This window comes from Bacillus cereus group sp. MG9 (assembly GCF_040459995.1).
GTDB classification, from domain to species: domain Bacteria; phylum Bacillota; class Bacilli; order Bacillales; family Bacillaceae_G; genus Bacillus_A; species Bacillus_A mycoides.
Genome location: NZ_JARVHC010000002.1, coordinates 118,450 through 131,539, shown reverse-complemented (window position 1 = coordinate 131,539; position 13,090 = coordinate 118,450). Strand labels below are relative to the sequence as shown.

Sequence of the window (13,090 nt, the reverse complement as noted above, 5' to 3'; positions counted from 1 at the left end):
TTTCTCCGATTCTAATTTTCTTCTTATTATACAAAAAATACCCTATCGAATAGACTTTTTTTAAAGTGTCTATTCGATAGGGTACAGTTTAAAACTCATTGTCTCTTTTTTTATATTATCTCTTAATTCGTTTCACTTTCATTTTTAGTAATTTTTCTGCAATCGGATGTTTTTGCTCGTTTGCACTCATACAGAGTAATAAACAATTTAAACTTTCTGTTGAAAATATGCGAAAAACAGTATGTTCGTCAGTAAGTTGGTGTATCTCTTCAAACACGTCAACTAACGGGACTAATGATTGATTTTGAATGGTATAGTCATTCATTCCATGTTTGAATTCCGCTACCAGTGAAATAAAGGAATTGTTATAATATCCATTGATTATGCCAGAAAGCTTATACCCATTCTCTTGGAAAGGGTTGTGAAATCCCTCTAGAATGTACCTAATTCCAGATTGACATCCTGTTGTAAAAGTATTCTCGATATAGTATTCGTTTTCTATTCTTTCCCCTATATGATCAGTAAACGAATAACATATTTTTAAAATATCAGGTAGTTTTTCGATTTCCCAGTTTCGTTGTACACCATCATTTGAAATATAAAATGAAACATCACATGTGTTAATTCCTTGTTCCTTTTGTTTCTCGCGTTTCATTCTCTCCCGCTGATCTTGTAAAGGGAACCGTGGATAAGGAGCGGGTGGAAAAATGAGACGATATTCATGTTTACGATTCTCTAATATACAATCATCATAGGTACCTCTAGCAGCCTGAACTTGCTCTTCTTTCGTACTTCGGTGTATTAAGGCATCCTCTACAATTGCAATTTGATCAGCAAACATTTCGTAAAAATCTGATTCACATTCCACTGATTTCGTGTATCTAAGAAAGTAATTTTTAAATTTCGGCTCTTCGTTGTTTGCAATACTCTTAATAAAATTATTAATTGGTGTGATAGTTTTATAAATCTCTAGTTCTTCAAATTTTTCAATTAGGCTTGCTTCGAGTGTAAGAACAGCATCCTGGTACGTAGCTTCTGAACATTGGAATGCTTCCTCTGTTGCATCTATGAATGCCTGACTCTTTTCTATATCACAACTCGGTTCTTCATAAGGGAATAGAATTTTTACTTTCTCTAAATCACTATTCGCTTTTTCATATTGCAAAACGGTACGTTCTTGTAATATATCTATTCTTTTTTCTATAAATGATAAGCCTTTTGGAAAACAATTTTCGTAGTTAAACTGGGTATATCCAAATTTATTATATTGAAATAAATGATCTAAATCCATTTGGAACACATGAAGAAACTTCGAAATGATTTCATCATTGATTTCTCTGGCTAACTTTAAAAGGTTAGCTTCATGAATCGTATTCATTTGATTAAACCCTAGAAATGCAGGAGATAGCTTTTCAAAGTAAGTTTGCTCTCTCTCTTTTAGTTCCGTTTTTTCCACTTCTTCTAAAATCACCATTCGCAAATCTTTCAGGGTACATTGATTTTCGATCATATACTTAAATATTTTGCATGCTTTGTATTTACCATTAAAGTATGGAGATTCATACGCAAAGAAATATGTCATATATTCTTCATTAGAAATGCGGTTTAATGCCATTACTTCTTTCACGTGATCCCCATATCTTTTTTGTATATTGCCTGATTGGCCAATATAAAAAGGGATAATCGTATCTGATTTAAAGTGATCCACATATAGCATGTAAATCCCTGAAACTTTATGATTTGTATCAAAGGTTACTTCTCTATGTACGTTCTCTTCTATGAGGTCCATGACTTTTTTTTGATGTCGTCTATTTTCACGATGGTTTGCTCCATTTTGTTCCTCCTGTGCGTATGTTTGTGTATGTAACCCCCGTGCTTCCCATAACCACTATAAATTTCATTTCACATCCCATTATATAACTTAACAAATATTACCACAATTTTATTGAAAAAAATGTCCCCTTCTCTTACCATTTTGTGTCCATTCTATAGTCGAAATCATAAGCAGATGGATATTCTATTGTTAGTTCTATAAAATTTACTGATATTAAACATTATGAATATATATAATATTGCAAATTATACATTATTTTCTGTAACTGGACAAGAATTAGTCGTGTCGTTGGTTAGATATCCTATTTAAAAAGGGGGCAATACGAATGAGTGACGAACAAAACAAACCAAATGAACAAGAGGAACAACAAGAACCGAAACAAGAGAAAAAACAAACAGAACCGCCTAAAGGTGATGACCAAAAGTTCGCATGAGTTGGTATTTTAGACATCCCGAGTTGTATGACAAAGAGGAGGCCGTTTGGCTTTCTTTTGCTTTTGTTTTACAGGAAGAAACACTAAAACAAAGTCGATGAAGAAGTAGTCCCTTTATTCGGCGTTTGCAAAACATTCGTCTTCTCTTCGTATACAATTCAAAAACCGATATGATCAATTTCCGCTTTCACTTTTTCATAGTCTTCTGGAGAAAGTTCGTTTGGTAATGTCACAAGAATACGCCGTAAAAGAGATTCCTTATCTAAGGTTACTAAACTTTTAATGGTTGTATATTTGTTGATTGCTTTTGTTAAGCGTTGCAGAGCACCTTCGTGTTCCATGGTGCCGAGGGTGAGTGTGTACCCGTCTCCCCACGCTTCTTGCAGTAGTCCAATCACTTTTGCATGGGTAAGAATTCCTAAAAACCTTTCATCATCCCCTACGATTGCAATATACGGCAAACGTTTAATCGTAAAGAAGATTTGGTAGAACGAAGCATCTTCTTTGATATATTCCGCTTTATCTGTCATAATGCTATGAACAGGTAGCTTTTTACTACTCGGATCCATTTTCTTAAGCAAATCTACTTCATATATATTTCCTTTGAAGCACTGCTCTTCTTCATCTAAAACGGGAATACAGCGAAATCCACTTTGTTGTAAAACGGTCCATGCTTGTTCTAATGTATCACTGGTTTTACAAGAGATAACATCTCGTTTCTCTACATAATGTCCCTTAATCCTCACCTAATCCCCTCCTTATGCAATACCTATCCTTTATTGTTCTTTTATACCGAAATTCATTCTTTTTACAAAAAAATGCAGTTTATACCTTTAATAATTGTGTATCAGTAAGATTTACTTCTACTATAATCAGAAGTGCATATTTTTGAAGGGCTGAAGAAGAAATAATCCTTCTCCCCTTCTCATACAATTTTGGATGAAGTGAATAGATGAAAATAAAAAGAACACACAGAATAGAGTTGCCTATTATGTACATTCCATGTGTTACTTGCTATTCGGCTTAAGTACATATTACTAAGCGTGTTTGATCATCCAATAAACTGAATTAATGCCTGGTTAAACTTATCCCGTTCTTCCCAGAATGTGCCGTGACCACTGAATTGAAATGGTACAAGTTGTGCATTTGCTAATAATTTTTGCGTCTCTTCTCCTTTAGTAAATGGAACAATTTTATCGTGAATACCGTGAATAATTAACGTCTGTACATTTATTTTCCCAAGATCGTTATACACATTTTCATCTCTCAATGTTCTCATAATCGCAGCTGTCGACCAACTAGCCGCTTCTAATCCTAACTGTAGAAACCATTCGGAAAATGGTCCAGTGATTTTCTGAAAAAAAAAGAGATCCGTTACACCCTGCAGCATATTAGGACGATCATTCAGTGTATCTGTAATGAACTTATTCGCAATTTCTTTTTCCACACTAGTTGGGGATGCAGCGCCAATTAGGACCAGTTTGGATACTCCGTAACCTTGGTACCGAGCCATATATCGAATTGAAATTGCGCCTCCTGTGGAGTGTCCGGCTAGTGTGAAATCTTTAAGCTGTAACGCTTTAATTACTACTGCTATATCATCTGCCAATCTATCAAAATTATATCCACTGTATGGTTTATCAGAATTGCCGTACCCCCTCCAGTCAATGCCTATACATCGATATCCCATTGCTGGAAGAATATTGTACTGATATTCGAATTGCTTATGGTTTAATGGCCACCCATGAATAAAAAGGATTGTTTTCTTACCTTTAGGATTTACATCTTCTACAAATATTCTTACATCTGATTCAACAGGTATTAAGTATCCCACGCAGACTCCTCCATGTAATAAAGATTGCCTCTACAATAAGATATTCAACTAAAGAAAATCTATGTTTATTCAAGCCTACTCTAGATTGCTCTAGGGAGCAGTTCGACTCCTGATAATTATTGGTTATACCCACATTACAAGTATAGGAAATTCAATATGTTCTTATCGATTTGAGCATGTTAAAATAATTCTAAAAAAGGATGGAAAAATATGACACAGCTATGGAGATCTTTCGGACATGTCGTTCCCCTATTTTTAATTGCAACCGTTATTGTATGTATAATTGCAATTGTATTAGCAAAAAAGAGTGGGAATGATAAAGTTATGCAGAAAAACACAATCAGTATGAACATAATGTTTCCTCTATCGATCATTTCCATTTTACTAATAACTGTTACACCAAGATTTACTGGGATGGAACAAATAAGAGTAGTAAACTTAATTCCGTTTATTGGTATGTATAAGCTAATGACCAATTATGTCGATATTATGGTTCCTATCAAAAATATATTGTTTAACATCATCCTATTTATGCCATTTGGCTTCAGCTTATTTTGGAAATATCACGCAAAGCTTTCAATTTATCAAGTGACAATGATAGGTTTTGAATTTTCTCTGCTAATTGAATTTATCCAATATGCCTTTCCATCAGGTCGTTCATCAGATATAGACGATGTGATATTGAACACCGTTGGAACATTATTAGGATGTTTATTCTGGAGCCAGATGTATAAATTGTTTCCAAAGGTCTTAAAAACATCGAATACGAAGTCTACTATACAAAATAAATTCCAATAACGATTTTTACGTTAATGAGCTGTCCATATGAGCAGCTCATTCTATTTTTTACTTAGCGTAGTTGTTTTCCAAAATGCTCGCGTTAGCCCTTATAGCATTTGGGAAGATTTTAGAAAAAATCAATTATTTTCATTCCAAGACAATAATCTTCCTGCTGGTATGGGCGGAAACCCGCAATTTCTTAAGTAATTGCAGGTTTATACTATATAAAAGTTAGAGTATATTACGAAAAAAACAGAAGCCTTTGCAGTGTGCTACGCTATCAAGAATTAATTCTTTCACAAGGAGCATTTATATGAAAAGCATGAAAAATGTAATATTGCTAGTAGTATGTTTCATATTTTTAAGTGGCTGTAATCAAAAAAATGAAGCTGAGGTGCAAAACTATATAAAAGAAAAACACGGAATCGATGTTGATGTAACAGAATGGAGCTCGATAAATGAAAATAATATGGGATTTACATTCCATACTGTGCAAGAAAAAAATAACAAATATCTAAAATTCCGAGTAGAGGTACAAGGTCTTCTCTATTCATCTATAGTAGGTGATGAATACCAATATGGAAAAAAAACATATGAGGCATATAAGAAATTCAAACCAACGCTAGAAGAAATGAAAAAATTAGGGTACGTGGAAACTGAAAATGATAATGCTCTTCAATATATGTTAGATAATCAAAATCTAGAAGAAGCAGGCCCGACAGATGAATTGCTATTAACTTTGAAAATGAGCAACGAAATTGACTTTAGCCAATTGGATTCCGTAGAATTAGATCGTTTATATGCTCTTTTTCAACTCATTCAGAAGAATAATAAAAAGATAACAGAACTAGAAATCAAGGATCAAAATGGTAAATCTTTAGGTGGACCTTTTAAAAATGTGCAAAAAGTGAGAACAAAAGAAGAACTGTTACTAACAATGAAATCTACGATGTCAGATGCCATAGACGAATATTGGGAAAATTGGATTAGAACGCACACCAAAGTAGAAGAAAGATTACATGAAATGCAAAACGATCGATTTGCAATTAAAGATATTACTTATATAAGTTCGGATAATGAGGAACTTCGAAAATATATAGTGATTTTAGCACTTAATAGCGACGGTGTATTTGAAAACAATCCCCTTTAATTGAGGATTTAATCAAAGTAACCACAATGCTTAAAGAAGAACTATATAATAAAAATTTTGTCATAGATTTAACCAATAAGACTGGTACATTATATACAGCTTGGTTATCATCAAAAGAAATTAAAGAAGCAAATAACATCGAAGATCTTGTAAAAGAGAGATTTCCTACGAATTAAATGTAAAGTCCTTTTCATGTTTGTCATTTGATGTGTAAGCACGGTCTTTCGATTTGTTATGGAAACTAGCAAATTACTTAAAAAAATCCAACAACTCTTTAGCTGTAGAGAAAAAATGAGAAATAGAGTCCTATTCATATAGGACTCTATTTCTGTATCAAACTTATTTAAGTGTTGACTCGTGCCCATCGTAAATGCATTGTTTCTATTTATTTTCTTTCTCAATACACATAGTGCGTTAAAAATAATATAGTTAAAAATGAAATTAATTCAGAAAATTAAGAAATCTTCGTGTTGTCATGAAAAGTAAATTGCTTTCTTCTCTCTTTATTTTTTCTCTTATGTTTTCTTCATTTTTCATGTTTACAGGAGAATCAAAAGCGGCGTTTAATCCTGATACGTATTATACGAGTAAGAGCCCTTATACAGCGGTGTATGGTGGTTCAGGAACTTGCGCAGATAGTGGTGTTCAAAAAGGATATAAACAAATCACTAATTTAGGGTATGTTGAGCTGAAATTTAGTACTGTATGTAAAACTGCATGGGCTAAACTTACTAGATATTCTAAAGCCCTTTTAACGATTCAGGTTTTGCAGCAATTTATCGTAGTGATGGTGTGTGGTTCAATAGTTATGCGAGCGGCGGAGTAGGTTCAATAGATTCTGGCCAAACTGTGACCTATACGCCAATGGTTTATGATCTAACAGCAGGTTATGGATATACAGCGAAAGCTGCTGGTTGGCTTCGAACAGTTTCTGGCGGACCGTACTCATTTGGGGAGACTGGATCTTATTAATGACAAGTAACATAAAAATAGCAATTTCGTTTTCTTCCCTGCACATTGTGTGGGGATTTTTATTTTAGAAAGTGTGTATGTGATTTGGTTTATATTATAAATAGAATTATTTCACAAATTAGTCGGAGGTGATTATATGAATTTACTTACTATTTCTTTGGTGATATTGAAAGTAGCTGGATTATTATTAGCTATCTATGGATTACAGAAAAAATCCCAAATATCAATGCTCCTTGGCGGGATGGCTTTCTTAGCACCCATATTTTATTTCATTGGTTGGACACCCGTTTTACCTTTCGTTGCTCCGATTGCATTGGTCATTTCATATCTTGGGAAGAAAAAGGAAAAAACGATTAAGCAGACCCTTTAAAGGGTCTTTTTTTATGCACACCTTAGCATTTTACTGTTGCATATTTTGACTTCTAACAGACTAAACAATCTACAACGTTACTATAAGATAATGCAGGTTAATAATGATTGAAAAAGGTACATATTATTTGAATTCATCCACCAATACTTTGAATCTGTGAAATAATGCTAAAAAGAAGAAAGGTGGAAACAATATGTATGCTGAGTTACGAAATGAATATATCGATGAAAATGCCCCCCGTCGCCCCTGTGGGTTCTGGTGCAAAAACTTAAGGACAATTGCAATGAATCTATAAATCTTGGACATACTGTTACTATTACTTTAAAAAGGGTGCGTGATTGGTATGGAAAAGGAAAATGTATTCAAATAGAAGCATTATCATCCTGATATTATTTTGTTAACGGTAAGATGGTACCTACGGTACAACCTCAGTTTTCGTGATTTGGTGGAAATGCTAGAAGAACGGGGTTTATCCATTTCTCATACAACGATTATGCGTTGGGTTCATCAGTATGGTCCTGAATTGGACAAACGAATCCGTCGTCACCTCAAACAAACAAATGACTCTTGGAGAGTCGATTAAACATATATCAAAGTAAAAGGTCAATGGATGTATCTGTATCGTGCTGTTGATTCGAAAGGAAACACAATTGATTTTTTCCTAAACAAAACAAGAGACCAGAAGGCTGCAAAGCGCTTTTTCAAGAAAGCTTTGCGGTCTTTTCATGTTTCAAAGCCACGTGTGATAACAGTCGATAAGAACCCGGCTTATCCTATAGCAATTGAACAGTTGAAAAAAGAAAAAAGCATACCTGATGGTATGCAACTTAGACAACAAAAGTACTTGAATAACATAGTAAAACAAGATCATCGCTTTATAAAGAAGCGAATCCGTTCTATGCTAGGGTTCAAATGTTTTGACACAGCTACATCCATTCTTTCTGGAGTAGAAGCCATGCATATGATTAAAAAAGAGCAGCTTGATTTACGGGACCAGTCTGTCCAAAATCAGAAAGAATTCATCCATCAATTGTTTGGACTTGCAGCATAAGATACGATTCCGTTAGGAATATATGTGCTTTATTCTCCTGTATTTTATTTTTGGTTTCACTTCTCAAAATTTTACTATTCAATCTTAGACATACCTTATTCTTCTATGTCTCTTATTCCATTTATTGTCATACCAAATTGCTCGAAACCATATAATACACCACCTAAAGCCGCGTCGCCCTTTTCTACATCTCCTTCGTCTAGAGCTGTAAACAAGTCGCCTAATGCCCGTAGGAATGTCTTATTAGCATCTATAAATTCAATTTTAAAATAACTGTACTTTTCAGGCGGTTTAAGGCCTACTAACTTCTCTGCCTCTCCTTTCACTATATTAAACTGTGCTTTTAATTCGTCTTTATTTGTTCGTAGTGTTTCATCTTTTTCAACTATTGGTTTCGTAGCTTTTACCGCAGCTATGAACTTATTAGCCTGTATTTCTACTTTTTCTTGATACTCTTTCATACTGTTAGGTTTCGTAGCATCAGATACCTTGTCTTTCTCTTTACTTACTTCTTCTTTCTTCTCTACCTGAACTTCCTTTTTACTTGTTTCTTCCTTCTTTGTTTCCGCTTCTTTTTGTTTCTCTAACTTGTCTTTTTCTTCGTGTATTTTATCTACATCTTTAATTACAGTATCTATTGGGTCCTTATTTGTTGTTCCAGACTCGCTATCACTTGCTGTAGAGTCATTATTTGTTCCTTTATCTTTATCTTTTTCCTTCTCTGTTTCCTTATTTGATTCCGTATCTATTTTCTTATAGTTTGTTACTTTTACACTATCCTCTTTTTTCTCTTCCGCTACGTCCTTACTTGCACAACCTACACCACTCATCAACATAACTGGCAGTGCAACTGCTAATAACTTACGCTTCATTGTAATTTACCCCTTTGTTTCGTGATTGTTGTTTCTTTTCTTCCAACTCTTTCTTTTTTGTTTCTCGTTCATTTCATCTACGAAAATCGTTTTTTAACCTTGAGACTTTGTCTATAAAGAAGTAGCATCTATCATAATATATACTTCTTTTTAAAAGTGTTGTAATTTATTAACATATGAAACCATATCATAAATTACATAAATAAGATATGCAAATTTTTTATCTTTAAGAGAAATTTAGTAAAAAGATTGGTAAAGTACGTATCGTTCATTTCTTTACACAGTGTGTAGGCATCGGTACATGTTTTACCCAAATTTTCCTTATTTAAAAAACGAGCCCCTTTATTAAATTTTGATTTTCATCAAGAAACAAGTCATACTTATAATTACATCACAATATAAAGAATTAATATTATAAATTCTACAATTCGAAACTAAATATAGAAAGAGTTGGTATTAAACCATGCTAACAGAGCTCCCTACGATCCTTACGAAACACGGAAAACAATTAAAAATATCGTTTACGAACATTGAACAAATCCCAGACGAGGGATTCCTAAAATTCGATATGAAGTTTCATGATAATCTCAACAATACTAGCACTGGAACTACAGCATGTCATATTACAGAATATCACTCTGAAAAATTCCTGGAAATTAAAATTAAAAGTGTAGATTCAACTCCTATTGAACAAGGTACTGGGACATGTATGATATATTCCTTTTACAGATGGCTATACTTTAGCTATCCTGGTTACGAATTCCATTTCAATGGACTGCTTAATACTGCATTTAAATATGAATATTTGGAAACCTTTTACACAAAAGTTGGCTTCACAGTTAAAGATGGTTCTTTTCATCGAATTGTTCCAAAAGAAAAATTCACTGAATTCTGCTTAGATGTCGAAACGAGAATTTCAGACATATCTTCCACTTTCATAACAAAACAAACGGCTTCCTATAAGGATGCAATTGATCAATCACACGGAAAGTTACTTGAGCTTAATAAGCATTTTGAGGAAATGTCGGCGATAACGTTTATCAAACATCGTTATTTTTAACAATAAACCTTCTCTATGATTGTCTACATAAAAAGGCACATTTTTAACTGTGCCTTTTTATCCAGGAAAATAATTATATCTTCTACAATCTCCCGCGGAATAATTCTCTTTCATATGTTCGTGAAATAGTAATATTTCGTATGCATGTTACTATTTAGATCAACCTTTTACGTTTCAATCTATGGATCTTGGTGTTCCACCAAAATCAATCAAGGCGATACGACCATCTGCCATTACTCCCCAAGAATTCGGTTTTATAAGGTCTTCTACGAGCAAATCATAATCATCTATAATTGATTGTAATATCTCTAATTTCCCCTCGAGATTTACTACATCAATTATATCCGTTACGATTTTTTCTGCCTCTTCCATATAAACAACGTCATCCCAAACTTCAAACTCTTTCGGATCACACTCCAACTCTTCCTGTGGCAAATAGATTCTAGCTAACAGGTTAAGTTGTTGTTTTGCCAATTCTTTTTCTGGTATTGACCCATTTTTCATTTCTGCTTTGTAGTAAATCTCTTGGTATATTCGTGTTTCTACTTCGTTTTGGTCTGCACCTTTTTCTTTATTCGCTGCAGCCAACTTTGCTACCATTCCGTCCCCTTCATCAGAAAGATAATATATCTCGCGAGAACCTCCACCAACGTTTGAGCCTGAGTATACCTCACGGATAGTATCAGCATCAAACGTATTTCTCAAAAACTCAATATCCTCTATCTGTTTCTTAGTAAATGGAATGTCCTTACTTTGATTAGCTTTAGTATATTCTTTAACGAATGGAAATTTTAAGGCTGCTTCTTCCCAGCTTCCTGTATTTATTAATTCCACCATTTCTTTATATTCGTCCTTTATAATTGCTTTACCTCGAAAGGCTGTATACATTTCAAATGACACTTTTTTCACCCTCTTGAATCCATTATGAATCTAATTAACATATATCCTTAACTACACAATAGAAGGCTTTAGAAATCGTATTACGTTTCCCTTTTCGTTAAATTCACTCTCATTGTTACAATTCTTTGAGGTAAGATTAACTATATAGCTCTCTGAAATTTTAAAAGTTCTTTCCTCATTAAACATTGTCAACGGAACTGATACTCCAACATTATTATCTAAATGACTAAGTACCATTACCGGGATAGTTTCTCCTTTTAATAAATCAACATATGAGGTCTTAACTTTATAATAATGGCCTTCTAAAAAGTGCATTTTTCCGTTTATTAAATCAACTGCAACTCCATTATTACAGTAGGCTAAGCTTTGGTTTGAAAAATGAATATCATCCGATACTTTAATAAATTTCATCGTTTTATTATCAAATATATAGTAACCTTCTTTTACTATAAAAAGATTATGTGGATTGATAAACTCTAGAAGATAATGCGTGATTTCAAAGCTAGTATCTCCCTCAATCATTTCTCTGCATTCTACATAAAGTTTCTCTAACTTTTTAAATGTACTTAATTTGATCCCTTGATTTGGTCTTGATGCAAGTGTTAAGTCATCTAATACCCATTTAGCCACATATGTTGACGTTGGAATCATTTATAATATACCTCCTTCAAAATTCTATATATAAACTCTTTAAATTTAATAAATTAGGCTCTACTTAAAGTATAGGCAGAATCTATTTAATAACTAAGATAATTCTCAAACTTTTTTATATAAAAAACTAATACAATTTGATGTAGATATTTGGCTATATAAAAATAATTATCCAGCGTACAATTAGATTTACACTTAAAAGAATGTACACATTGTTGTTATTATGTCGAGACAATTGAACTATATGAAATGAAAACAATACACGGGCAAACATATAAAGATATATGTAGCGATTGTGATTATGTTTTACGTAATTACGTATGAAATTCTTATTGATAGTCCCTTCCATTTAGGGACACTAATCCCTTGATTACGTTATTTATAAAAATATATTAAATATATGGTACGTGAAATTTTATAACAACATATTAGGAGGTTTTAACTACATGGCAAATGTTGTTTTAATTATACGGAATTCAGATTTATTAAGATCTATGAATGAAATATTAACTAATTCTAAATCCGTAAAAAAAGTGCATGAATTAATGAATAAAGCAAAAACAAAAAATATACAGCCACACGGTCTGTTATGGCATTGGACGGAGTTTAAGTGGGATATGCCAGAAGAACTAGGAGAAAACATAAACGATACTAAAAATAGCGAACCTATTTTACTATTATTTTATTGGCTAAATTGCATTGGCAATGAAAACTATTATTTAGCGAGAATTGAAGAAAGATATGTTATAGATGGGCATGATACATTAGATACATGGGGTAACTTACGTGTGCCATCAATAGATTTATCCCTAAATGTTTCAATCTCCTTTGGTTTTGAAAAGGAGGATATACTATGAAAATACGTAATCTTTACCGACATTGTTATGGAACTGCAAGTATAGATAAAATTCTTCCTTCGATAATAACTAAAAGTATTTGGGATTTCTTTAAAACGCAAATAATTATGAGAAGTAATACTAAGTCTTTATTAAGCTATAAACACATCTTTGATTTAAAATTAGAAGATAACTACTTGGTATTAAATTATCAACAAGAAGGCCCAGGTTTTAAAATACGTTCAAAAACGAATGTAATAGTAGATAACCTTCCATTAGAACAAAGTATTTGGATTATTGATAATGGTAAAAGTTTTATTATGATGTTACCTTCAGATTATTAATAG

The 13,090-nt window shown here is 32.9% G+C and carries 12 protein-coding genes and 2 pseudogenes; 8 read left to right on the top strand and 6 right to left on the bottom strand.

The window, feature by feature from the left end; translation table 11 throughout:
• Positions 1-115: 115 nt before the first annotated feature.
• The 3 genes from QCI77_RS28425 to QCI77_RS28415 form a co-directional block, all read right to left on the bottom strand.
• Complete coding sequence (locus tag QCI77_RS28425; protein ID WP_353825886.1) at positions 116-1,789, bottom strand: hypothetical protein; 1,674 nt, start codon at positions 1,787-1,789, stop codon at positions 116-118.
• 636 nt (positions 1,790-2,425) lie between these two features.
• The gene (cbpA, locus tag QCI77_RS28420) at positions 2,426-3,013 is read right to left on the bottom strand and encodes a cyclic di-AMP binding protein CbpA (RefSeq protein ID WP_353825885.1); all 588 of its coding nucleotides are present in this window, start codon (positions 3,011-3,013) and stop codon (positions 2,426-2,428) included.
• Positions 3,014-3,318: 305 nt separating this feature from the next.
• Positions 3,319-4,101 (bottom strand): alpha/beta fold hydrolase, encoded by a 783-nt coding sequence (locus QCI77_RS28415; protein WP_353825884.1) that lies wholly within the window; start codon positions 4,099-4,101, stop codon positions 3,319-3,321.
• Between the two features lie 210 nt (positions 4,102-4,311).
• Between QCI77_RS28415 and QCI77_RS28410 the strand changes: the two genes are divergently transcribed.
• From QCI77_RS28410 to QCI77_RS28390, 5 genes and pseudogenes are all read left to right on the top strand, one after another.
• Positions 4,312-4,899 (top strand): VanZ family protein, encoded by a 588-nt coding sequence (locus QCI77_RS28410; protein WP_353825883.1) that lies wholly within the window; start codon positions 4,312-4,314, stop codon positions 4,897-4,899.
• A 295-nt stretch (positions 4,900-5,194) separates the two neighbouring features.
• Positions 5,195-6,207: pseudogene (locus QCI77_RS28405) on the top strand (hypothetical protein).
• 341 nt (positions 6,208-6,548) lie between these two features.
• Entirely contained in the window at positions 6,549-6,857 is a 309-nt protein-coding gene (locus tag QCI77_RS28400) for a DUF2690 domain-containing protein (protein WP_353825882.1), read from the top strand.
• A gap of 282 nt (positions 6,858-7,139) precedes the next feature.
• A complete protein-coding gene (locus QCI77_RS28395; RefSeq protein WP_353825881.1) occupies positions 7,140-7,373 on the top strand; it encodes a hypothetical protein in 234 nt (77 codons plus the stop codon).
• 388 nt (positions 7,374-7,761) lie between these two features.
• Positions 7,762-8,424: pseudogene (locus tag QCI77_RS28390) on the top strand (IS6 family transposase).
• 95 nt (positions 8,425-8,519) lie between these two features.
• Here the strand turns inward: QCI77_RS28390 and QCI77_RS28385 are convergent.
• The gene (locus QCI77_RS28385; protein WP_353825880.1) at positions 8,520-9,296 is read right to left on the bottom strand and encodes a hypothetical protein; all 777 of its coding nucleotides are present in this window, start codon (positions 9,294-9,296) and stop codon (positions 8,520-8,522) included.
• A gap of 463 nt (positions 9,297-9,759) precedes the next feature.
• On the opposite strand from QCI77_RS28385, the gene QCI77_RS28380 reads away from it, so the two are divergent.
• Positions 9,760-10,356, top strand: coding sequence for a GNAT family N-acetyltransferase (locus tag QCI77_RS28380; RefSeq protein ID WP_353825878.1), 597 nt, complete (start codon positions 9,760-9,762; stop codon positions 10,354-10,356).
• A gap of 174 nt (positions 10,357-10,530) precedes the next feature.
• Here QCI77_RS28380 and QCI77_RS28375 read toward each other — a convergent pair whose 3' ends face one another.
• Both QCI77_RS28375 and QCI77_RS28370 read right to left on the bottom strand, forming a co-directional pair.
• Entirely contained in the window at positions 10,531-11,265 is a 735-nt protein-coding gene (locus QCI77_RS28375) for a hypothetical protein (RefSeq protein ID WP_353826049.1), read from the bottom strand.
• A gap of 42 nt (positions 11,266-11,307) precedes the next feature.
• On the bottom strand, positions 11,308-11,907 hold the full coding sequence (locus QCI77_RS28370; RefSeq protein ID WP_353825877.1) for a hypothetical protein: 600 nt from the start codon (positions 11,905-11,907) through the stop codon (positions 11,308-11,310).
• Positions 11,908-12,353: 446 nt separating this feature from the next.
• Between QCI77_RS28370 and QCI77_RS28365 the strand changes: the two genes are divergently transcribed.
• Positions 12,354-12,764 (top strand): hypothetical protein, encoded by a 411-nt coding sequence (locus QCI77_RS28365; RefSeq protein WP_353825876.1) that lies wholly within the window; start codon positions 12,354-12,356, stop codon positions 12,762-12,764.
• A complete protein-coding gene (locus QCI77_RS28360) occupies positions 12,761-13,087 on the top strand; it encodes a DUF960 family protein (protein ID WP_353825875.1) in 327 nt (108 codons plus the stop codon). Before QCI77_RS28365 ends, QCI77_RS28360 begins: the two co-directional genes overlap by 4 nt.
• Positions 13,088-13,090 lie beyond the last annotated feature (3 nt).

Excerpts from the sequence above, each read along its gene's own strand:
- QCI77_RS28410 (WP_353825883.1), top strand. The coding sequence starts at position 4,312 with ATGACACAGCTATGGAGATCTTTCGGACATGTCGTTCCCCTATTTTTA.
- QCI77_RS28425 (WP_353825886.1), bottom strand. The coding sequence starts at position 1,789 with ATGGACCTCATAGAAGAGAACGTACATAGAGAAGTAACCTTTGATACA.
- QCI77_RS28395 (WP_353825881.1), top strand. The coding sequence starts at position 7,140 with ATGAATTTACTTACTATTTCTTTGGTGATATTGAAAGTAGCTGGATTA.
- QCI77_RS28385 (WP_353825880.1), bottom strand. The coding sequence starts at position 9,296 with ATGAAGCGTAAGTTATTAGCAGTTGCACTGCCAGTTATGTTGATGAGT.
- QCI77_RS28400 (WP_353825882.1), top strand. The coding sequence starts at position 6,549 with ATGTTTTCTTCATTTTTCATGTTTACAGGAGAATCAAAAGCGGCGTTT.
- QCI77_RS28360 (WP_353825875.1), top strand. The coding sequence starts at position 12,761 with ATGAAAATACGTAATCTTTACCGACATTGTTATGGAACTGCAAGTATA.
- QCI77_RS28370 (WP_353825877.1), bottom strand. The coding sequence starts at position 11,907 with ATGATTCCAACGTCAACATATGTGGCTAAATGGGTATTAGATGACTTA.
- QCI77_RS28380 (WP_353825878.1), top strand. The coding sequence starts at position 9,760 with ATGCTAACAGAGCTCCCTACGATCCTTACGAAACACGGAAAACAATTA.
- QCI77_RS28365 (WP_353825876.1), top strand. The coding sequence starts at position 12,354 with ATGGCAAATGTTGTTTTAATTATACGGAATTCAGATTTATTAAGATCT.